Genomic DNA, 22,806 nt, shown 5'->3' with positions numbered 1-22,806 from the left:
TAATTAACATTAGGTCGAGTTGAAATTACGCCATGCCGCTCCCCGATCTTCATGCGCTCGAGATTGCCGCGACAGTCATAGAGGAAGGCAGCATGAGTGCTGCCGCCGCACAGCTTGGCATGACCCAATCAGCCGTGTCACAGGCGATGAAGCGCGCCGAAACTCAGGTTGAAGTTACATTGGTGCATAGGGACCGTCGCCCCCTCGTTCCGACAGAAGCGGGGCGGGTACTCGTTGCCCATATTAGAGAGATTGCCATACGTGCGGAGCGGGCCATTGAGGAGGTACGGGCAACCGCCTTACGGCCAGAGCGGCAGGACCTGCGCTTGGGCATGGTCGATACCTTTGCTTCCGCGGTCGGGCCGGTGTTGATACGTGACCTGATGGAAGGCTCCATCGCGCTGAGGGTAACTGCGTTTTCCGGATTGGCGCATGCTCACACAGATGCCCTGATGCGTCACGAGATCGACGCAGCCATCACGTCCGATCCGATGGAGGAATTGGATGACTTGATGCGCTTTCCGCTGTATCGAGAGCCCTTCCTGTTGGTGGCGCCGGTCGCCTGGGGCGACACGCTGCGGAACCGCCCACTCAGGGATGTGCTGTTCGAACACCGGCTCATTCGCTACAGCGCGCGCTCGCACATGGGAAACCAGGTCGAGAGACACTTGAGGCGATTGCGGATCGAGCATCCGCAGGTTCTGTCCTTCGACACGTCGGACTCACTTCTTGCGATGGTGGCAGGGGGGGTCGGTGTTGCGATCACGACGCCGCTCTGTCTGATGCAGGGGGCGATCCATCTACCCGCGCTTTCAGTACTGCCTCTGCCTAGTCCCGGATTCTCCAGAGAGTTGACCCTTGTCACCCGTCGAGGCGAGTTCGACACGCTCGGACCAAGGATCGCGGAAGCTGCGCGAGAAATGCTCGAGAACCATACTCTGCCGCAGATCGCCAGCCAAATTCCGTGGCTTACGGGCATTGCCAAAGATATGATCTGGCGGCAGCCCTCGCAAGACAGCGATCAGATAGACTGAAAGATCTTCTCGATCTCGCGAGGAGAGTCGCCTCTCGCGAGACACAGTGCGAGCAGAATTCTGGCCTTCTGAGGATTGAGATCATTGCCGGCGATAATCCCGATTGATCGGTGGTGCGCACTGTCGACCACCTGTCCCGCGCCGGTTCGTGTCGACTGTACCACCACGAGCCCGGCCGATACGGCGTCGCTTAAGGCGCGCACCTCATCGGGCGTGCCGATGCCCGGACCGAATCCTGCCGAAACGATCCCCTTTGCACCGGCACCGATGAACGAACGAATGGCTGCGCCATCTGCGCCAACATAACTGAGAGCGATATCGACGCGCGGAAGGAGGTGCAGGAGGTCCTGTGAGAATTTCCCTCGCTCGCGGTTGCATTCGGCGCGGGTGATATTGACAACCGGCCCGTCAACAAAACCAAGCGGACCAAACCCCGGGGACTGAAATGCATTCAGACGAAGCGTGTGGGACTTCGTCACCGTGCGCGGCGAGTGGATTTCGTCGTTTATGGCGACGAGAACATCCGGGTTGTCGGCATAGGCCGCGGCCACGCGGATCGCCGCGGCCAAGTTGGCCGGAGCATCCGAGGAAATGCCGGTCAAGGGCCGCATCGATCCTGTGACGACGATAGGGATTTTGAGATCCAGCACCAGCGACAGTAGCCAAGCTGTTTCTTCAAGACTGGCCGTCCCGTGCCCGATGACAATTCCGTTGATCTCCGGGTCGCAGGCAAGTTCGCTGCACAGACCCGCGAGATCGGCCCAGTCGTTGAACGTGATAGCGGTGCTGTCGATCTGACGAAAATTGACGGGCACTATGTTTGCGATGGCCCCTTGGAGCCCCGTCCGCTCGATCAGCGTTTCAGCATCGATGCGCTCACCGGTCGCATTGTAGTCGAGCAGATCAAACGGGTCTGTCCCGATAGAGGCGATCGTCCCGCCTGTTCCGACGAAAGCAATTTTAGGAAGCATGCTCTTCTCCCACTGTGTCGGCCATCGATAGCGATCTGACGCCACGTGACGCAAGAACTCGGGATCAATATAAGTGGAAATAATGTTGTTAAGTGAATTGATTTAAGTGGCGCTTATTTGGTTCAAAATCCAGGTCGACTTTGTCATGCTCACGCATCACTTGATCGGACTTGGGGAACCCCATGCCAAAGACTAGAACAGATACAGACAGCCTCGGCTCCCGGGAGTTGCCGGCAGGAGCGCTATATGGCGTCGCCACGCTTCGCGGCCAGGAAAACTTCGACATCTCATTCCATAAGCTCGGCGACGCACCGGAACTTCTCAAGGCGCTTGCGCGCATCAAACATGCAGCAGCAGCAGCCAATCGCGATATCGGCGTCCTCCCCGCCGATATCGCGAACGCCATTATCGCCGCATCGGTCGAGGTCGAAAACGGCCGTCATGCCGATCAGTTCATCGTCGACTTGCTGGAAGGTTCCGGTGGAACCTCGATCAACATGAACGTCAATGAAGTCATTGCCAACCGCGCGCTCCAGATCATCAACGAGCAGCCGGGTACATATAGCCGCATCCACCCCAACGATCACGTCAACACCGGCCAGTCGACCAACGACGTCCTGCCCGCAGCCGTCAAGTTGGCCGTCTACGACAAGTCGCAGTCCCTCCTCGATGCCCTGGCGCATCTAGCGGAAGCTCTCGAAGATCGCTCCGTGGCGTTCGAAGATGTGTTGCGGATCGGCAGGACTTGCATGCAGGCAGCGCAGCCCATGCGCCTCGGTCAGGCGTTCGGCGGTTATGCTGCGGCCATTTGTCGGCTTGTCGAGAAACTGACTACCGCTCGTGATGAGATGCTCGTCCTGCCCCTAGGCGGAACGGCCATCGGAACCGGTCTCGGCTCCGCTCCGGGTTACCGAAGCGCCGTTTATCGGCATCTGAAAGAAATCGTCGGCGCCGACGTCCGCCCCGGCGAGAATATGTTCGATGCCATGCAGAATGCCGACGCGTTTGCCCGCGTCTCGTCGGAGATCCGTATTTGCGCCGAGGTCATCGGCAAGATCGCATCCGATCTCATCATTCTTGCATCTGGTCCGAACAGCGGTGTCGGCGAGTTGCGGCTTCCCTCCGTCCAACCCGGTTCCTCCATTATGCCGGGCAAGGTCAATCCGGTCTTGCCGATGATGATGCAACAGGTGGCGTTTGCCGTCATCGGCAACGACGCTGGGGTATCCCTGGCCTCGCTGCAGGGGCAGCTCGAAATCAATCACTTTGAACCGATCATCGCCTCCCGACTGTTCGACTCGATCGAGCTCCTTTCGAAATCAACACGCATTTTCGCCGATAAGTGCATCGCCGGCATCGAGGCCGACCGTGAGCAGTCGCTCAAGAATTTGATGCAATCCTCGGCGCTTGCCACCGTCTTCGTACCGAAGCTCGGCTATGCCGAGGTCTCCAAGCTTGTGCAGGGCTCGGTTGCCGAACGGCGCCCATTTATTGAACTAGCCATAGAACGCGGCCTTCTGACCCACGATGAGGTCCTCCAGCTTGTTCGCGAAAGTACCGATTATCGCGAGGAGATCGCATGAACCATTATTCTGCCCTTTCCATTCTGCGCCATGGCCTCACCGGCAACAGGCACTGGTCGCGCGCCTGGCGCGATCCCGCACCGAAACCAAGCTACGACGTCGTCATTGTCGGCGGAGGCGGCCACGGTCTAGCGACCGCCTACTATCTTGCCAAGGAACACGGCATCCGCAATGTCGCCGTGCTCGAAAAGGGCTGGCTTGGTGGTGGCAACACTGGGCGTAACACCACGATCGTGCGGTCGAACTACATGATGCCGGGCAATACGATGTTCTACGAACGGTCCATGCAGCTCTGGGAGAACCTAAGCCAAGACCTGAACTACAACGTCATGATCTCCCAGCGTGGGCAGTATAACTTATGCCACTCCCCCGCCCAGATGGACGCGGCGCGCCGGCGCGGCAACATCATGCGTGCAAACGGCATCGATGCAGAACTGTTTGATCGCGCCGAGGTCATGCGTCGCATTCCCTATCTCGATTACTCGGAGAACGCCCGTTTTCCGATCCACGGCGCGATCTACCAAGGACGCGCGGGCACGGCGCGGCACGACGCCGTCGCATGGGGCTATGCCCGTGGCGCAGACAAGCATGGCGTTGACCTCATCCAACAATGCGAGGTGGTGGGCTACATCTGGGATAAGGACCGGATCGTCGGTGTCGAGACCACCCGCGGCCCGATTCGCGCGAAGAAGGTGGCGTTGGCCGTCGCCGGCCATACCGGTCATCTTGCGGGCAAGGCGGGACTTCGTCTGCCCGTCGAGACGCATGTTCTTCAGGCCTTCGTAACCGAACCCCTGAAGCCGATGGTCGACAGCGTTATCTCTTTCGGCGCTGCCCACTTTTACATCAGCCAGTCGGACAAGGGTGGATTGGTGCTCGGTGGTGACCTCGATGGTTTCAATTCCTATGCCCAGCGCGGCGGTCTGCCCATTGTGGAACACACCCTTCACAGCGCCAAGGCTCTGATGCCCTCCCTGTCAAGGCTTCGTCTGCTCCGCCATTGGGCTGGCGTCATGGACATGTCGATGGATGGCTCGCCCATCATCGGTAAAATGCCGGTCGAAGGGCTCTGGCTGAACGGTGGCTGGTGTTACGGCGGCTTCAAGGCGACACCCGCGTCCGGTTACTGCTTCGCCTGGACAATCGCCAAGGACGAGCCCCATCCCGACAACGCGGAATTTACACTCGAGCGTTTCGAACGCGGCTGTCAGATTGACGAAAAGGGCGCAGGCCCTCAACCCAACGCCCATTGAGGTCACCATGTTGAGAATTCATTGCCCCGTCTGCGGACTTCGGGACGAAACCGAATTTACCTATGGCGGGGACGCAACTATGCGTCGTCCTGATATGACCGAATCCGACCCCAAAGCATGGGTGGACTACGTCTTCATCCGCGACAACCCTCGCGGTCCCCATAAGGAATACTGGCATCACGTGACCGGCTGCCGGCAATGGCTGATCGTGAAGCGCGACACGCTCACACACGAGATTTCCGGAAGCTACCTGGCCCGCGAGGTGGCAGATCTTGCCGATGAGGTGGCGGCATGACGGCGCGCAGACTTCCCAGCGGTGGACGCATCGACCGCAGCCGCACCATCAGAGTTCAGTTCGACGGCCGATCCTTTGTCGCTCATCCCGGCGATACACTCGCCTCGGCGCTGCTGGCCGGCGGCCAGACTCTTCTCGCCCGCAGCTTCAAGTACCATCGCCCGCGCGGATTGATGGCGGCCGGCGTAGAGGAGCCGCATGCACTCGTGCATCTTCGTGACGGCAACCGTCACGAACCAAATGCTCAAGCGACGATGGTAGAGGCTTTCGATGGCTTGAAATCGACCTCCCAAAATGCCTGGCCAAGCCTCCAGTTCGACGTGGGTGCGGTGAACGGCTTGATGTCGCGGTTCTTTGGCGCTGGTTTCTACTACAAGACGTTCATCGGCCCGCTCAAGGGGACCGGTTTCTGGATGTTCTGGGAGCGGCTCATTCGCAGGGCTGCGGGCATGGGCCGCGCGACGACACTCGACGACCCCGATCACTACGAAAAGATCAATGCGTTCTGCGATGTCCTGATCGCCGGAACAGGTCCGGCCGGTCTTGCCGCCGCGTTGGCCGCGGGCCGCAAGGGCGAGAACGTCATTCTCGTCGAGCAGGATCACGTCCTCGGAGGCTCTCTCCTCAATGAACAGGCGGGAGCCCCATCGGACACCTGGCTCTCCCACGCAGAGGCGGAGCTCCGCGATCTTCCCAACGTCCGCATCCTCAGCCGCACAACGGCCTTCGGTGCCTATGACACCGAGGTCTTCGGCCTCGTCGAGCGCTTCCAGGATCACGTCAGGGCGCCGGAAGCCGGAAAGCCGCGCCAGCGCTACTGGCTGGTCCGCACGAAGCGCGCCATTCTCGCGACCGGCGCAATTGAGCGCCCAATGGTTTTCGCCGGCAATGACGTGCCGGGGGTCATGCTGGCCTCCGCGGTGCGGAAGTATCTCAATCGCTATGCGGTTCTCGCAGGCAAGAACGTTGTCGTGGCGACGAACAATGACAGCGCCTATACCCCAGCCTTGGAACTTGCAAAAGCCGGCGCGAAGGTCGTCATCTGCGATCTACGTCGCAACATTCCGGCTGGACTGGCTGACAGCGTCAAAAAGGCGGCGATCGATCTAAGGCTCGGACAAGCCGTGCTCAAGGCCGAGGGCGGCAAGAGCGTACGAGGCACCTATATCGTTCCAGTCGACAGCAACGGCAGGGCGACGGCGAAGGGAACGCGAGTCATTTGCGACCTAGTCGCTGTCTCAGGCGGTTGGGCGCCGGCCCTTCATCTCTGGAGCCAGCGCTTCGGCAAACCTCAATATCATGCGAGTCTCGATGCGTTCCTGCCTCCGGCAGAAAAAGGCGCCTTCCTTTGTGTGGGTTCGCTGGCCGGAGCGGCCTCGCTCCAGGAGGCGCTCTCGCAAGGGCATGCCGCCGGCGGCAGCATCGGGCGAGAACCCAGTCTCTCCGGTCCGGACGACTTCTGGGGCCGGGACCTGATGCCGGTGACCGTCATCACCAAGGCGGACGGCAGCACTCCGGGCAAGGCGTTTGTCGACTTCCAACATGACGTGAAGCTTGCGGATGTCGACCAAGCATACCTCGAAGGCTACGTATCCGTCGAGCATCTGAAGCGCTACACCACGTCCGGGATGGCAGCCGATCAGGGCAAGACATCGAACCTGAACGCTCTCGCCCGAATGGCTACGCTGCGAGGCATGGAAATTCCTTCCGTTGGCACGACCACCTTCCGTCCGCCCTATACGCCGGTGGCGATCGGGGCCATCGTCGGCCACGATCATGGCCTGTATTTCCGCCCGACCCGCCTGTCGACCATTCACGACTGGCACAAGGAAAACGCCGCGGAAATGATCGAGGCCGGCGCTTGGCTCCGGCCATGGTACTATCCGGCAAAGGGCGAAAATATCCGGGGGGCTTATATTCGCGAAGCGGCGCATGTGCGCGAACATGTCGGCATCGTCGACGTCTCGACCCTTGGTAAGATCGCTGCACAGGGACCGGATACCGCGGAATTTCTCAACCGAATGTATGCGAACGGGTTCAAGACCCTTGAGATCGGCCGCCTGCGTTACGGTGTCATGCTGCGAGAAGACGGCTTCATCATGGATGACGGCGCGACCGCGAGGCTCGGCCAGAACGACTACTTCATGTCCACCACCACGGCGAACGCCGCCAAGGTGCTGGCCATGGCCGAGCATTTGCTGCAGACCGCATGGCGAGACCTCAAAGTGCATGTCACGACGGTCACCGACCAGTGGGCCGCGATCGCGATCGCCGGACCGAAATCACGCGATCTGCTGACGGCCGTGACGAAGGCGGATCTGAGCAAGGAGACGCTGCCCAACAATCATCTTGCATATGTTTTGGTGGCGGATGTTCCCTGCCGCCTGCATCGCATGAGTTACTCGGGCGAACTGGCTTATGAACTCTACATCCCGGCAAAATCGGGCCGGAAAGTGTGGGAAGCCCTCGTGGCAGCGGGCGCCCCCTTCAATCTCAAGCCCTACGGCACGGAGGCGATGGGTGCGCTGCGCATCGAAAAAGGCCATGTCGCAGGTGCAGAAATCGAAGGTCGAACGACCATGAAGGATTTGGGCCTCGAAGCCTTTGCCTCGAGCAAGAAGCCCTTCGTCGGTTCGGTATTGCGCAAGCGGCCCGTTCTGGAAGACCCGAAACGTCCGTCCCTCGTTGGCCTGGAAATCATCGGCAATACCGGAGCGAAGGCAGGCTCACTGCTCTTCTCGTTGAACGGCCCCACCAAGGGTCATGGCGAGGGCTGGGTTTCTTCCACCACCTATTCACCGGCGCTGAAGAAGAACATTGCACTCGCACTCCTCGCACGTGGACCGGCGCGCATCGGCGAAACCATCCAGGTGGTTGATTTCTTGGGCAGCCAGACCTTGCAGGCGAAGGTCGTCTCGCATCACTTCTTTGATCCTGAAGGGCATCGTCAGAATGGCTAGGAAACATCATTTGCCGGCACACGGCGTGACGAGCGACGGTGCGGCCGTCGTCATCAATGAAACCAACTTGGGTTTCCTGACCCAACTTGCGGGCTGGGCTCGCTTCAGCGAGGTAGCCGACGCCGCACTTCGCGCCCAATCACTGTCCCTATCAGAAAACTTCCGTGTAACGGTACGTCGTGGAATGGTGACGGCTTGGCGGATCGCACCCGACCGGGTTCTGATCCGTTCAGACGTGAAACTCAGCCTCGAAAGCTCAGACGATCTCGCTGTCCTCGACCTGTCCGAGGCGCGTGTATGTCTGACCCTTGAAGGAGCAGGCGCAGCCGGATTGCTGAGCCGTGTCATCGCCTTGGATTTCTCTGAAGCCGCCTTCCCGGTCGGAACATTCGCGCAAACGGCACTTCACCATGTTGGTGTGCTGGTTGACCGCCCTGGGCGCGATCAGTTCACCATCCTGATTCCAACGACGTGGACAACATCGTTGATTGGCTTGCTGACCGACCATCTCGCCAGGGCTGCCTGAAGCCGCGACATCGACCATCATCTTAGGGAGTGCTTACGTGGACAATTTTGCTCTCACAGTCCAATGCAAATCTCGCCGTGGCATCGTTGCCGCTGTCGCAGGCTTCCTTGCCGAACATGGCTGCAACATCACCGATTCAGCGCAGTTCGACGATCCTCAGACCGAGAAGTTTTTCATGCGCATCACCTTTCGCTCCGAGGCGGGCACAGACCTGAAAACTTTACGAGAGAGCTTCGCGGCCGTCTCGGAGGCATTCGACATGGAGTTCGCGTTTCATGACGCCGCTCATCGGACCAGAGTGCTGCTTATGGTCTCGAATTTCGGGCACTGCCTGAACGATCTTCTGTATCGCTGGCGAATAGGAGCTCTGCCGATCGATATCGTAGGCGTGATTTCAAACCATTTGACCTACCAGAAACTGGTCGTGAACCACGACATCCCGTTCCACCACATCAACGTAACGAGACAGAACAAGCCTGAGGCAGAGGCACGCCTGATGACGCTGGTGGAGGAAACCGGAGCTGAATTGATAGTCCTCGCACGCTACATGCAGATTCTATCGGATCAGGTCTGCAAGAAGATGGCCGGGCGCGTCATCAACATCCATCACTCCTTTCTACCGTCGTTTAAAGGAGCCAATCCCTACAAGCAGGCATTCGAGCGTGGCGTGAAGCTGATTGGAGCGACGGCTCACTATGTCACGGCCGATTTGGACGAAGGTCCGATCATCGAGCAGGACACTGTGCGCATCACGCATGCACAGTCGCCCGACGACTATGTCAGCTTAGGCCGCGATGTCGAAGCGCAGGTTCTTGCCCGAGCCATCCACGCCCACATACATCAGCGGGTCTTCTTGAACGGAAGCAAGACAGTTGTTTTTCCCGCAAGTCCCGGCAGCTTCGCATCCGAGCGTATGGGGTGATGACGAACAGGATCCGCGTGAGGCACTATGCTGGCGCGGGATTGGCTTGCTTCCGCTGGAGACGAAGATTCACGCAGAGCTTTCGTGCCAGTTCTTCCTCGCAAAGGTCGCTTCCGTTTTCAGCGGCAAGGCACCGGTGCCAAGTTGTCCGATCAATCGGAATCAGCGAGGTTCGCTTTCTGAAGCGCCTCCTCTATCGATTTTGCCTCCAGCGAGATCAGCGCACGCTGCAGGCAGTTCTCAATATCGGTGACGCTTCTGCTCTCTCTGCCTTTGGAGAGCGCATGCGCGCCATCCCGCCATGGACGGACTATGTCCAGGCAAATTCATTGTGGATTTTCGTTGTGGTGATCTGACGCTGTCAGACTTCCCGGCAGCGACTTGGAAGCGTGCCATGAATGCCTTCCATTGCGCAGCAGCGCGAAAGGCTATGCTACGATGATCCTCGCGGGTTGCAGGGCTATCTCTGGCGGGCCCGCACGCTGCAGTGCGACCTGGACCAGATTATCGTCGTCAACGGTTCACAACAGGGCCTCGACCTGTGTGCTCGGTTGATCCTCGACCCGACGGATCGCTTTGTGATTGAAGATCCATGCTACGCGATGGCGCGGCAGGTCTTCGAGGGGACCGGCGCTTCGGCCGTTCCCGTCGCCGTCGATCAGGATGGGTTGAACACGAAACTGCTCGACGGCATCCAGGCGAAACTGGCTTATGTCACTCCATCGCATCAGTTTCCGCTTGGCGGTGTGATGCCGGTCGCGCACCGTCACCGATTGCTCGCATGGTCACGAGGCTGCAACGCCTATGTGATCGAGGATGACTACGACAGCGAATTTCGGTACGACATCAACCCAGTGCCCCCACTGCACGGGCTGGGGGACGGCAGCAGCGTCATCTATCTGGGCACGATTTCGAAGACGCTCTCACCAGCTCTTCAGATCGGCTATCTAGTCGTGCCTGTCGACTTGCAGGATGCGTTTGCCACCGCGAAGCAGTTGACCGACCGTCATTCGCCGCTGAGCGCACAGGAGGCGCTGGCATCGCTGAATGAAAGCGGGGCCTATGAAAGGCACGTGCGCCGAGTGCGCAGGATTAACGGCGAAAGGCGCGAGACGCTGATGAACGCCCTGCGGCTGCGTCTTGGCAGCATCGTGATCGAGGGTGCGGACGCGGGGCTGCATATCGTCGTGTGGTTCAAGGATCTGCCGCTGGCCTTCGAGCCCATGGTTCTGGAAAGCGCGCGCCTCCAGGGTGTTGGCGTTCATTCCATATCGAGGCTCTATGATCCCGCCTTGCCGGCCGGGCGCCCGGATCGGGTCGGCTTGGTGCTCGGTTATTCGGCGTTGGAAATAAGGCGGATCGAGAGAGGAGTCCATCTTCTGGCCGGCGCTGTGGAGCAGGTGTGGGCTGATCTTGCTGTGTGAAGAAGCAAAGCTGAAGTGAGCAAAGCGCCCCTGGCTATCGTTTTCTAGAGGAGTTTGAAATTCCAATGCCAGCCGGCGGCCTCGCGCTAATGCTGTGCCAGGCACAGGGGTTCACTCGACAGCGGTGATCAAAGCAGACTTTTCAGCGTCTTCAAACTGATGCGGGAACCACAGATGACGAGAACAATTGTCTTGTCCTTGAAGCGCGCTGGATCACGCTCCGCGGTTTCGATCAGAGCAGCTATGGCAAGTCCTGCTGACCCTTCCAGCAGATGGTTGTCGTTCTCGATGTAAAGCCGCATCGCGGCCTTCGTAGCCTCCTCGGAAAGGAGATGCCATTCGTCAACGAGCCGCGCGACCAATGGAAGGGTGATGGCATCATCTTCCATGCCCCCCGCGCATCCGTCAGCGATCGTCGGATCAGCGTCGAAAACGACGACCTTGCCAGCCTGGACTGATGCATACATCGCATGATCGGTTTGTGGGGAGCACGCGCAGATCCGAACTGTCTGACCAATTCCCTTCAGGTATCCGGCAATGCCGCTGAGCAGCCCGCCGCCTCCGACCGACAGGAACAACTCGTCGACCTGGCCAACCTGTTCCATCAATTCCTTGCCGATCGTCCCCTGACCGCCAATAATTGCCGGGTCATTATAGGGGGAAGCGAACGTGAGACCGCGCTCATTCGCGAAAGCACGGGCGTGGATTTCGGTTTGTCCGCTGTCGTTGGAGTAGAAGCGAACCTCTGACCCAAGTCCACGAACTGCGTCTACCTTAACGGACGAGGCGTTCTCCGGCAAGAAGATCAGGCTTTCTGCTCCCAACGCATTCGCAGCATATGCAACAGCAGCGCCATGGTTACCTGTAGAAGCAGCAACAATACCCCTGGCACGCTCGGCTTCCGACAACTAGGCGATTTTGTTTATGGCTCCGCGCGCGTTGAACGAGCCGGAAACTTGAAGCTGTTCAAGCTTGAAGAAAACGTTCGCTCCAGTCCGGCTGCTGAAGTAGTTGGACCGTAACAGAGGCGTGCGGTGAATATGGCCAGCGACCCGGGTATACGCAGTTTCCACGAGGGCGGGAATGTCACATACCGCAACAGCTTGAGCTTCAGTCACCGTTTGGTCCTTTTCGAAAAGTTCGTGCCGGCCACCATGTCAGAGCGCCCTTGCATTGAGAGAGTCCAGTTTTTAACAAAGTGGTATCATCGGCTCTAGCGGATGGATGCCACTTTTAAGCATGCAATTCATGGCAGGATTGGAAGGATCGTGGTGCGTTCTGAGGGACTGGTGCGTCTGTTTCAATGAAACATCAAGCCCTATATATTCGACCATGTTTGCCTCCCTTTGATGTTTGGGCCCGGTGCTAATCGTGAGCCCGTATTTCCATCTTATCGGGGGCAACCACCCTTACCCGCCATCATCTAGAATTTGGCTCGGGACCACCGCGCAGCGATTACCCCATGTTTAGGAGGGCCAATTCACGTAGGGACCTTCGCGCACCTATCTCTCAATGCTTCCCATGCAGGACGGCCTGGTTGATCCGGGCTTATCGACTGCGATTGTTATGGCGTGGGCGGGATCGCAGTCTGCAATTGCTAGGCAAGCGCGCTCAGGGAGCAGATCATACAGCTTTCAAGCGTGATGATGCCTTCAGCGAGGCGTCTCCCCAAAGCCGTGGGATTTCGGGCACCGGTGAACCTGACCCAAGCAAATCGCGAGGATGTCCGACCCGCCATCAACGAGCGTCAATGGAAAAAGCGCCGACACGCTGTTGCGGAAGTGAATTCACCTTCGTCACCAGCCGTTAGAATTCCTCCCAATCCGCCGACACCGCAGCCGCGGCTCGGGGCTTTCCACCAGTGAACGCGGATGAAATTCTGCGGATCATGGCAGCAGGCGCAGAGGATCTCGGCAGGGGGGCGAGGCCCGCTTGACGGACGGTCACCGACTTTGCACCATCGAAGCGGAACTTTGCCAGCTGTGCTGAAAGCGCTGCTGCTTCAGCTGCCAGTTTTTGTCCGGCGGCGGCCGACGTCTCCTCGACCATCGCGGCGTTCTGCTGGGTCGATTGATCCATCGCATTGACGGCCTTGTTGATTTCCCTCAGAGCCGTCGACTGCTCCTTTGCCGATTCAACGATCGAATCGACATGGCGGTTGATCTCCTGCACTTCGAGGACAATTTCCGTCAGAGCCTTGCCTGTTTCGTCAACGAGCGCCACGCCGGAGCGCACCTGTTCGGCGGATGTGTGGATCAATTGTTTGATTTCCTTGGCGGCCCTGGCGGAGCGCTGCGCCAATTCCCGCACTTCCTGTGCCACCACGGCAAAACCCTTGCCGGCCTCGCCCGCACGGGCCGCTTCAACGCCGGCATTGAGCGCCAGGAGATTCGTCTGGAAGGCGATTTCGTCGATGACGCTGATGATGTTGTTGATCTCGCTGGACGAACTTTCGATTTGCCCCATCGCAAGGACGGCGCGCTTGACGACGGCGCCCGACCGTTCGGCATTCTGCCGGGTTTTGGCAACAACAGTGCGCGCCTCTTCAGCGCGTGCGGTCGAGCCATTAACGGTTGCTGTAATCTCGTCGAGCGCGGCTGCAGTTTCTTCGAGGGAAGCAGCCTGCTGTTCCGTGCGGCGAGCAAGGTCGTTGGAGGCCGTGCTGATTTCGGCTGCACCAGCGTCGATCGAGAACGCGTTGCCGCCAATCGCTTTCAAGGACGACTGCAACTTGTCGGCGGAATTGTTGAAGTTTATGCGTAGCGTGTCGAGCGCCGGACCGAATGGCCGGCCGAGGCGGAAGGCGAGATCGCCGTCGGCCATTGCCTCAAGCGCCTGCCCCAATTGCGCAACGGCATCGTTGGTTTCTGTTGCGGCAGCCTCACGCTCCCTCGCGGCGCCTTCTGCTCGCGTTCTGCAGCGGCGCGTCTCGCGTCGTTCTCGGCCCGGTGCGTCGCCTGTGCACTGAGTGCGTCGCGCAAGGCGCCGACGGCGCGCGCAAGATCGCCGATCTCGTCGCGGCGTATATCGAGCGTGGAATCGGTTGCGACCCCTTCTCCGCCAGCCATGTGCTGCAGTGCCGATTGCAACTTTGCGATCGGTTTCGCAATCGAGCGGCTTGCAAAAAAGGCCACGACGATCGCCAATATGATGGCGCCGGCCAGTGAGCCGAACGCCAAAGTCTGGAAACCGCTGGCGGACTGACGAACGTCGCCGCCGACCTTCTGGTTCAGGGTCTCCTGGTAATCGATGAATTCGTTGATTGCGCCGAGCCAAGCGACGAACAGCGGACGGGCCTGTTCAAGAAGGATTTTCTTGGCCTGCGCTCCATCGCCTTTTACCTGCAGATCGATGATCTGGGCCACGAGCGGAATGGTTTTCGATTGGATGTCGGCAATCTCAGCAAGGATTGTCCTTTCCTCGGCCGAGGCGCCCGCCGGCGAAGACACCATCTGCGCCATTTTTTTCTCGTTGACGGCATAGGCGTCGGCCAGTTTTGCAATCAGTTCCACCGCTACCTGCCGGTCTGCAGATGCTTCGACCAGGGTAACATCCCGGATTGCAAGCCCGATCGGCATGCTGCCGCGGTAATTGATGGCAAAGCGCTGATTAACGCTGTTGACGTCGTTGATCTGGCTAAGATCGCGATTGATGGTGTTGACCTAGGTCACTGAATACTGCGCCAACGCGAGCATGAGGAGAAGGAGGAAGCCGAAGCCGGTGCCCAGGCGGGTGCCAATTCCAAAGCCGAAAAAACGATTCATGTAGATGCTCCTGAAGGCAGGGATTGCGAAAATCTGATATTCCGAAACCGTCTTCATGGCGGCACGAGGCGCAGATTGCATCTCATCGGATGATCCTAAAAAAGGGAGCGGTGATTTATGAAGTGTAAATTTTGATCTTACGGGATGATTGATCCGCGCGATCCGGATTCTGTCGCACATTTCGGATCAATTATAGTCGCCTCGGTGAACGTGAATTTCTCCTACGCAGGGGTTTCTCCTGCGGAGCTGCGAGTGCGGCAACGAAGGCCGAAAGCTGCCCACAAAAGGGCCGTGCGCTGATTGAACAACTGTCATACAAGTGATGCACGTTTTCCGTCACCTCCACGGCAAAGTCGCACCGTTTTAACTGACTGGCGTGACAACAGAGGGACCCTGGGGATCAATCTAGATCAAACACCCAGAAACTGCGGCAACTTCACAATTTCGCTTTTTGGTATGGCTTTGCTGTAACGGAACCCTTGCGCCGCCTCGCATCCATTATTCACCAAGAAGGCCGCTTGTTCCCTCGTCTCGACACCTTCCGCAACCACGTTCTGCCCAAGGCAGCGTGCGAAGGAGAGAATCGCCTTGACAAGCTCCGCGCTACGCTTGTCGACGCTGTTAATGAATGATCGGTCGATTTTCAGTGTGTCGATGGGAAAACGAGCCAAATAGCTAAGCGCGGAATAGCCTGTGCCGAAATCATCGATGGCGATCGAGATCCCCATGGCCCGCAGGGCAGAAAGTGTCCTCAGCGTTTCGTCTTCCTGATCGAGCAGAAGGCTTTCGGTGATCTCCACCTCGATCCACTCAGGACGACAAGCCGTTTCTTCGAGGATATCGGCTATCGTCTTTACCAGACCAAGGCGTTGGAATTGTTTGGGTGAGAGATTGATTGCCACCTTATGAGGCGGTAGGCCTTCGGCGTTCAGCTCTGCAGCTGTTTGGCAAGCCTCGCGAAGCACCCATCGACCCAAATCCACGATCAGCCCGATGTCTTCCGCAACCGGGATGAATCGCGCCGGAGGAACCATGCCCATCTGCCGGTGATGCCACCGCAGCAGGGCCTCGGAGCCGATCATCATGTTGTTCGCCAAAAGCACCTTGGGCTGGTAGTGAACCTCAAGTTCGCCGCGCTCGATCGCCCGGCGCAGTTCCGATCCCAGCATCAACCGTTCTTGCGCGCTGGCCGTCAATTCCTTCGAATAGAATTGAAAGCTGCCTCGTTCCAGTCGCTTTGCCGAATACATTGCGGAATCGGCGTATTTCAGGAGATCGTCGGCATCTGTACTGTCATCAGGGTGAAGTGCGACTCCGATGCTGCACGAGACGAACACCTCCTTGCCATTCAGCAGGAACGGTTCGTCAAATGTTTCGAGCATCTTTCTCGCAATATCGGCCAGTTCCTCCCCCTGTCGGATGTCCGGTAAGAGAATGGCGAATTCGTCACCGCTGAGACGCGCAACAGTATCGCCCGCACGCACGCTTGTCTGGAAACGCCTGGCAGCCTCACAAAGCAGTTCGTCCCCGACAGGATGCCCCATCGTGTCGTTTATGGTCTTGAAATGATCGAGGTCGATCATCATGATGCCCGCTCGCTGACGCTCGGACGAGCGGCCGGCGACGAGTTGTCCCAGACGCTCCTGGAACAGCGCTCGATTTGGCAACGACGTGAGCGAATCGTAAAAAGCCATCCGATAGATTTTCTCGCGGGAGCTGTTCAGCTCTGTAATGTCGCGCGCCACGCCGAGAATCCCCGTCGTCCTTCCCTCGGCATCGATGATCGGGACTTTTCGTCTTTCGAGAAGAATGCTCTGCCCGCTGTCGCCGCTCGTCACCCATTCCTCGTTGACGAAGGCATTACTGGCGCTCATGGCCGCAAGATCCGTTTCGCGCAAGACTCGGGCCCGGTCGGCATCGAACAGATCGAAATCCGTCTTGCCAATGATCTCCGGCTCTGACTTGCCGACCAGCCGCTCAAATGCATGGTTGCAGAGCAGGTAAACGCCATCCACATCCTTCAGCCATACCATGTCGGGAATGGTCTGAAGCACCGTGAGCAGACGTGTTCGGGCTTCGTCAAGGACACGCTCCACCTGCTTCCGTTCCGTAATATCGCGCGATAGCGCAAGAAACGTCTGGTTGGAAGGTTTGCTGCCAGGGCTTTTTGCAATGTAATGTTCATACCAACGGGTCTCCCCGTTGTGCTGCACGATACGAATCGTGTGGCCGTCGCTGGCCCCTCTCTCATCGGCCTCGCGGATGGCCTGGAGTGCGATGGCCGCCTCCTCAGGCGGCAGGACTTCGTCTAGCGTCCTGCCGAGCAGGTATTCCTCAGTTGCCGCCAGTGTCTCCGGATGCTTTGTCCAGACCTGCAGGTATCGGCCGTTTCGATCCATCTCGAACAGAATGTCGGGAAGTACAGCGATAACCCCTTCAGCGAAGTCCAGTGCTTCCGTGAGCCTCTCCTCCGCGCGTCTGTGCTCGGCAAGATCGGCAATTCTGCTGGTGCGCACAGCCAGTTCGGGGCGGGCAAATGCGTCGTCTACCTGAAAGGCAACGCTGGATGCCTTGCGCGAGAGCTGCCTCATGAATGTCCTCCTGGTCGCAACAGACCAGTGACATCATGCAACCGGCTGAATTCTCATTGGGAAATCACGCACAAGTCATTCGAGCGGATCTGGAGGCTTGGCGGCGCCGTCGATATCCGAAGGCCAATGCAGCAAGCGTGGGGCGATTAGCCTATGAGGAGCTTAACAAAATGCTCCGCTCTTGAGAGGGAACCGCCATTCGTTGCGCAATAGGGATCAGACCGCGGATAATGGATAGGCTGATCGGTTTCGCGACCGATCCTTCGGCGTCCCCCTGAATGTTATCTGCAGTACTTCACTATGCTTCTGCTCGAATATTTCGAGGAGTTGCGGGCAGTTCTGGTTGTCAGGTGGCAACACGACGGCTCGGGGCATTCGATTTTCTCTCTTGGCTTTTGGCGATGGGCGCGGTTTCCGCTGGAAACCGCGCGTACGATTTGATGGTTAGCGATTAGGCTGCGTTCGCCGTCTCGTCGAGATTTGCAAACATGTGGTCGAGATCGAGGAAGCAGACCATGCCGCGTTCAAGCGGAATGATGCCGTGCAAGAAGCTGGGATCGAAGGCGATGCCGAGATCGGGCGCCGGCTGGATCTGATCGCCTCGGATCGAGAGGATATCCGAGACCTGGTCGACAACCAGGCCGACGACGCTATGCCCCACTTCCGCGACGACGATGGCCGCGCGCGCGGTGTCGACCGTGCTGCGAACCCCAAGTCGCGCGGCCAAATCAATGATCGGTATTACGGATCCACGCAGGTTCATGACGCCGATGACATCGGGCGGTGAGTGGGGCAGCGGCGTCGCCGCTGCCCATCCCCGGATTTCCCGGATCGAGGTGGTCTTGATGCAAAACTGCTGGTCGCCGAGATGGAAAGCAATGATTTCCATCGTCGTGCCCTGCATCTGAACAGCACGCGATCCAGTCATCAAAACTCCTCCCAGATATCAACAGCTGCCGCCGTGGCGGCCCTGCCGCCAAAAGCACCGGCGAGCTTGCGGGTGAGAGCACGCGCCGGCGAACTGACGGGCTTGCTGCCGGGGGTTACGGCCCGTACAGCTCCGACCTCGAGCTTGAAGCGGGCGATCAGCCCCGCCAGGTTTGCGGCCTCTTCCGCCAGCCGGTTGGTGGAGGCAGTCGATTCCTCGACCATCGCCGCATTCTGCTGCGTCATCTGGTCCATCTGGTTGACGGCGGTGTTGACCTCCGACAGGCCAGTCGACTGTTCCTTGGCGGCGGTGGCGATCGAATGGACATGCTCATTGATCTTGACGACATGCCCCTGGATCAGGCCGAGTGCCTCGCCGGTCGCCGTCACCAGCTTGACGCCGGAACCGACCTCCTCGCCCGAGCGTGAAATCAGTGCCTTGATGTCCTTGGCGGCGCCGGCCGAACGCTGGGCAAGCTCCCGCACCTCCTGGGCGACGACGGCAAAACCCTTGCCGGCATCACCTGCGCGAGCGGCCTCCACCCCGGCATTCAGCGCCAGGAGGTTGGTCTGGAAGGCGATCTCGTCGATGACGTTGATGATCTGGCCGATCTCGCCGGAAGCCTGCTCGATGCGTCCCATCGCCGAGACCGCATCCTTGACAACGGCGCTCGACTGCTCGGTAGAGCGCCGTGCCTCGTCGACCATATGGCTCGCTTCCAGCGCTCGCTCGGTCGAGCTCTTCACCGCGACGGTGATTTCCTCGAGTGCCGAGGAGGTTTCCTCTAGCGAGGCCGCCTGCTGCTCGGTACGCTTGGAAAGGTCGTCGGAAGCCATGCGCATCTCGCTGGCGCCGCCATTGATTGTGTCGATTGCCGCGCGCACCTCGCCGAGCACGGAGCGCAGATTCGCCATCGTCTGGTTGACGTTGGCCTGAAGCTCGCCGAAGGCGCCCTGGAACTCGCCGCGCATCGTTTCGGTGAGGTCGCCTTCCGCCAGCGCTGAGATAACCCGGCGGGTTTCGGCAACGCCACGGTCGACGGAGGTCACCAGCTCGTTCACCTGGGCGGCGAAGCGGTTGAGGTCGGCATTGTCGTAGTCCTTGCTGATCCGGCGGGTGAAGTCGCCGGCGACCGCCGCCGAGACGACCTCGCCGATGCTCGACTGCAGATCGGCGCTTTTCGCTTGCAGTGCCGCTTCCTGCGCGTTCAGTTCGCGCACCCTGATGCCGTTCTGCTTGAACACTTCCACCGCACGGGCCATCTCGCCAAGCTCGTTCTTGAGATCGGTGAACGGTACTGCAACATTAAGGTTGCCATCGGCAAGCGTACGCATGACGTGTGTCGTGCTGCCGATCGGCGCCGCAACGCCCCGATAGAGGGCAAAACCGGCAAGCAGGGCGAATGCTGCCATGCCGACGAGTCCTCCGATACTCACCCAATCGGAGGACGATACCGCCGCCTTCCCGGCGGCGCTACGCACGTCCATGAGCGCGCGTTCCTCCCCCTGGATGTCGTTGATGATGCCGCGCAGCGTATCCATGTACGCCTTGCCGGCACCCTGAGTTTCCATCGATCGTGCCTCTTCGATGGTCTTGGGGTCGCGCATCAGCGCGATCTCCTTTTCCGCGACATTGGTACGCCATGCCATTGCCTGCTCATGAAGGTCCGCAAGCCGCTTCTGCTGCACCGGGTTATCGGCGGTGAGTTCCTTCACCTGTGCGAAGGCGGTGTCGTAGCCCTGAATGCCGCTGCGATACGGCCCCAGGAAATCGTCTTTGCCCGAGACGAGATAGCCCCGAACGCCGGTCTCTTGGTTCACCATGCCCAGCAGGACGCGGTTCGTGGCACGGATCACTTCATTGGTGTGCTGGATCCAGCCATTCGTCTCGTCGACGAAATGGATGCTGCGATAGTTGAGGATGCTCACGGTTGAGGCGACGACGAGCAGTATGGCAAAGGTGATGGTGATCTTGAGCGATGTTTTCAGATGCTTGAACTGTGTCATGACAGGTTTGCCCATAGGTTTGGGAGGGATAGCTGTTGTCAGGGAGGGTAATTAAAGGCGGGTATCCAGCGATGGACAGATGCTCCCCCCGGGCGCACAGGTAGTCCTCATGGCTCCTGTTCGAAGTGATAAAGTGTACTCGGCGAGAGTCATTCCACCGGGCGGAAAAGCGCCATCATGGCTCACATAAAAGTCGTTTTGAAAGACACCGCTTCAAGTCATTCGAGCAGTATGCGATGCAGCTTCTGCGCGTGATTCACGCGAGGCGCGACTACTATTTGCCGTTGAGATGGTTAACGAAAACCTTTTATCCACTCAGCTTAGGCTCTCGTTCGATCAATGGGATGGCAGTTTCGCGCGAGATGTGGCTAGCGGGTGCGGAATATGGATACAATTATGCAGCCCAGCCACTTGGCATCCGCTAAACTGCTGAGCAGCGCTTCCGGGTCTCTGAAGGGGTCTCGCGCTGTAGTGCGATCTATAGACTGCAGAGAATTGTCCAACGTGGCTGGAGCCCACTTCAGGCAAAATTCTCTTAGAGCCTGACCGAAAAAGAGTTGAGTGAAATCAGCCGGTTGTGGTTCTGTTTGTTTGCTTAGGACGAACGGAGACCACAATGGGCTGGACTGATTTCACCCGTCGGCGATATGCCCGACGCGCAATGCGGTATGCAAGCGATCTGACGGACCGGGAATGGGGGCAGCACCGATCTTCGCGAGGTCGTGAATGCGTTGCTTTACATCGCCACGACGGGGTGCCAGTGGCGGATGATGCCCAGGGATTTTCCGCCCTTTACAACTGTGCAGTCCTATTTCTACGAATGGCGAGCGACAGGCTTGTGGGCGCCCAAAGCCCTTGCTGCCGCTCAAGATCACAATGGCGGGCAAACTGCCCTTGCACAATCTCCGAAGCTTTCGACCAGAACTCCACCGCTGCCTGTTGGTACGACGAAGCTTTGGCGAGACGATTGAGCGTCTGCCCCTGTTGCAGAAAGGGCGATGGCGAGGGTCGCGATGATGATATCAGATAAGCGCATTATCCAAGCTCAATAGATCGTTTCGCGGTGCTCGCAAAGTCCACACATGGCGCTTTCCCTATTGAAGTTCCTCGATGATTGGTGGGCTCGCCATGGACACCGCGGTCCTCACCGCGATGTCCATGGCTCCGAGGTCCAGGGGTTACTTGTTCAGCAAGCCAAGGCCTGCGCACGAGCTCGCCTCGCAGCTGGGGCAACTCGATGCAACCGGGAAAGCTGTTGCGTAGCAGCTGCGCCAATCAAAGCTCCAAGCGGCATTTGACCAGATGTAGTTTCCTCCGGCCGGGGACGTACATGCTGCTATCAGGGCGTTCAATTTTCCCGTCGATTTCTTCGCACCTGCTTCCATCTTGATCCCAGGCACGCTTGCGGTACTCGCCTTTCTGACATTGGTTCGTGATCCTGAGCAATCTCACAATCCGCCGTGCAGGAAGCAATCGAATCGACGGTGACCGCTGAGATGGCGACATGAAGCCCGGCGACAAAGAAAATGCCGGCAACGGGGGCGACATTGAGTACGCTCACAGCAAAGGCGAGTGCGGTGAGCACGCCCAAGGCGTAGCCGATCACTGGTATATTGCGTTGGCCGTAGCGATCCGCCAGAACGCCGATCGGATAGGAGGTCGCGACCTGCACGACGTTACGCCAGACGTAGAGAAGGCCGGCGACCTGAGCGGCCCGGATTGAGGGCGTTAGCAACTGCGTTGCGGTGAGGATAAGCAAGTTGTGTGAGAAATCGTCGGTCCCGAAGATGCCGACCGCCAGAAAGCCGCGTGAAACGGGCGGGTAACCTTCGGCGCGGCCATTGAGGTCGTCGCAAAAATGCCTATTGTGCTGCGTTTTAGACGTCAGACGCAAAACTAAAACAAACCTCGGGGACTTTTTGCGAGCCTGTTTGGCCCTTGCAGAGATGCTCACATAACTCGCAACAAAGGTTGCGTTCAGGACAGAGAATGAATACCGCACTTATCATTATCGACATGCAGACACTCATGCAGCACCGCATCGATAGCGGGCGAGATCATGTTAACCCGGATACTCCAAGCCATATTAAGCGCTTGGCGACGGCCTTTCGCGATGCAGGCAAGCCGGTCATCCATGTTCGACATCAGGATGACGACGTTGCGTCGCCACTTCACCCCACCGCACCAGGTTTCGAGCCGATGCCCTGCGCTGAAGGGCATGAGAGCGAGCCTGTATTCCTCAAGAAGAGCTCTTCTGCTTTCGCAACGACCACACTAGAAGAATATCTGCGCAAAGAGGATATCACTCAATTGGTCGTGACCGGCGCTGTTGCGGGCTTCTGCGTTAATTCAACGGTTCGTGCAGGGGCAGACCTTGGCTTTAAGATGACTGTTGTTAAAGATGCAGTCCTCGGCTTTGATCTGCCTTCGGCCAATCTCTCGGCGCGCGAGATATTCGACGTCACCGTTGGTCTGCTTGAGGCGGATTTTGCAGCGGTCGTTGACAGCGACACGGTACTCACCAGCATTCAGGTAAATGGATAAATCCA

The 22,806-nt window shown here is 58.7% G+C and carries 14 protein-coding genes and 3 pseudogenes; 10 read left to right on the top strand and 7 right to left on the bottom strand.

Going from position 1 to position 22,806, the window contains the following annotated elements; translation table 11 throughout:
• The first annotated feature begins 32 nt into the window (after window positions 1-32).
• On the top strand, window positions 33-1,034 hold the full coding sequence (locus C5L13_RS20630) for a LysR family transcriptional regulator (protein ID WP_105385144.1): 1,002 nt from the start codon (window positions 33-35) through the stop codon (window positions 1,032-1,034).
• Here the strand turns inward: C5L13_RS20630 and C5L13_RS20625 are convergent.
• On the bottom strand, window positions 1,022-2,050 hold the full coding sequence (locus tag C5L13_RS20625) for an asparaginase (protein ID WP_245571419.1): 1,029 nt from the start codon (window positions 2,048-2,050) through the stop codon (window positions 1,022-1,024). The genes C5L13_RS20630 and C5L13_RS20625 overlap by 13 nt on opposite strands.
• Window positions 2,051-2,187: 137 nt before the next feature.
• Here C5L13_RS20625 and C5L13_RS20620 point away from each other — a divergent pair, with 137 nt between their 5' ends.
• The 7 genes from C5L13_RS20620 (at window position 2,188) to C5L13_RS20590 (ending at window position 10,968) form a co-directional block, all read left to right on the top strand.
• Entirely contained in the window at window positions 2,188-3,588 is a 1,401-nt protein-coding gene (locus C5L13_RS20620; protein WP_105385142.1) for an aspartate ammonia-lyase, read from the top strand.
• Window positions 3,585-4,841, top strand: a complete 1,257-nt coding sequence (locus C5L13_RS20615) for a sarcosine oxidase subunit beta family protein (protein WP_105385141.1) — start codon at window positions 3,585-3,587, stop codon at window positions 4,839-4,841. Before C5L13_RS20620 ends, C5L13_RS20615 begins: the two co-directional genes overlap by 4 nt.
• A gap of 7 nt (window positions 4,842-4,848) precedes the next feature.
• Entirely contained in the window at window positions 4,849-5,136 is a 288-nt protein-coding gene (locus C5L13_RS20610) for a sarcosine oxidase subunit delta (RefSeq protein ID WP_205836860.1), read from the top strand.
• Window positions 5,133-8,096 carry a sarcosine oxidase subunit alpha family protein gene (locus tag C5L13_RS20605; protein WP_105385140.1) on the top strand — a complete coding sequence of 988 codons (2,964 nt, stop codon included), beginning with the start codon at window positions 5,133-5,135 and terminating at the stop codon, window positions 8,094-8,096. The genes C5L13_RS20610 and C5L13_RS20605 overlap by 4 nt, the downstream gene beginning before the upstream one ends.
• 10 nt (window positions 8,097-8,106) lie before the next feature.
• Complete coding sequence (locus tag C5L13_RS20600; protein WP_158693490.1) at window positions 8,107-8,622, top strand: aminomethyltransferase family protein; 516 nt, start codon at window positions 8,107-8,109, stop codon at window positions 8,620-8,622.
• A 37-nt stretch (window positions 8,623-8,659) separates the two neighbouring features.
• The gene (purU, locus tag C5L13_RS20595) at window positions 8,660-9,544 is read left to right on the top strand and encodes a formyltetrahydrofolate deformylase (protein ID WP_105385138.1); all 885 of its coding nucleotides are present in this window, start codon (window positions 8,660-8,662) and stop codon (window positions 9,542-9,544) included.
• Window positions 9,545-9,942: 398 nt separating this feature from the next.
• Complete coding sequence (locus tag C5L13_RS20590) at window positions 9,943-10,968, top strand: aminotransferase-like domain-containing protein (protein WP_455363818.1); 1,026 nt, start codon at window positions 9,943-9,945, stop codon at window positions 10,966-10,968.
• A gap of 128 nt (window positions 10,969-11,096) precedes the next feature.
• Here the strand turns inward: C5L13_RS20590 and C5L13_RS20585 are convergent.
• The 5 genes and pseudogenes from C5L13_RS20585 to C5L13_RS20560 form a co-directional block, all read right to left on the bottom strand.
• Window positions 11,097-12,041, bottom strand: a pseudogene (locus C5L13_RS20585) (pyridoxal-phosphate dependent enzyme).
• 733 nt (window positions 12,042-12,774) lie between these two features.
• A pseudogene (locus C5L13_RS29160) lies at window positions 12,775-14,732 on the bottom strand (HAMP domain-containing methyl-accepting chemotaxis protein).
• 410 nt (window positions 14,733-15,142) lie between these two features.
• Entirely contained in the window at window positions 15,143-17,323 is a 2,181-nt protein-coding gene (locus C5L13_RS20570) for a putative bifunctional diguanylate cyclase/phosphodiesterase (protein WP_105385135.1), read from the bottom strand.
• A gap of 451 nt (window positions 17,324-17,774) precedes the next feature.
• On the bottom strand, window positions 17,775-18,251 hold the full coding sequence (locus tag C5L13_RS20565) for a chemotaxis protein CheW (protein ID WP_105385134.1): 477 nt from the start codon (window positions 18,249-18,251) through the stop codon (window positions 17,775-17,777).
• Window positions 18,251-20,257 (bottom strand): methyl-accepting chemotaxis protein, encoded by a 2,007-nt coding sequence (locus tag C5L13_RS20560; RefSeq protein ID WP_105385133.1) that lies wholly within the window; start codon window positions 20,255-20,257, stop codon window positions 18,251-18,253. Before C5L13_RS20560 ends, C5L13_RS20565 begins: the two co-directional genes overlap by 1 nt.
• A 616-nt stretch (window positions 20,258-20,873) precedes the next feature.
• On the opposite strand from C5L13_RS20560, the pseudogene C5L13_RS29155 reads away from it, so the two are divergent.
• A pseudogene (locus C5L13_RS29155) lies at window positions 20,874-21,099 on the top strand (transposase); the annotation flags it as partial.
• Window positions 21,100-21,605: 506 nt separating this feature from the next.
• Here C5L13_RS29155 and C5L13_RS28805 read toward each other — a convergent pair.
• On the bottom strand, window positions 21,606-22,211 hold the full coding sequence (locus C5L13_RS28805) for an MFS transporter (protein WP_158693489.1): 606 nt from the start codon (window positions 22,209-22,211) through the stop codon (window positions 21,606-21,608).
• 35 nt (window positions 22,212-22,246) lie between these two features.
• Between C5L13_RS28805 and C5L13_RS20535 the strand changes: the two genes are divergently transcribed.
• Window positions 22,247-22,801 carry a cysteine hydrolase family protein gene (locus tag C5L13_RS20535; RefSeq protein ID WP_105385130.1) on the top strand — a complete coding sequence of 185 codons (555 nt, stop codon included), beginning with the start codon at window positions 22,247-22,249 and terminating at the stop codon, window positions 22,799-22,801.
• Window positions 22,802-22,806: the final 5 nt, after the last annotated feature.

It is taken from the genome of Neorhizobium alkalisoli, assembly GCF_002968635.1.
In the GTDB taxonomy this organism is placed as follows: Bacteria; Pseudomonadota; Alphaproteobacteria; order Rhizobiales; family Rhizobiaceae; genus Neorhizobium; species Neorhizobium alkalisoli.
The sequence above is the reverse complement of the archived record's forward strand: the minus strand, read 5'-3'. Positions and strand labels throughout refer to the sequence as shown.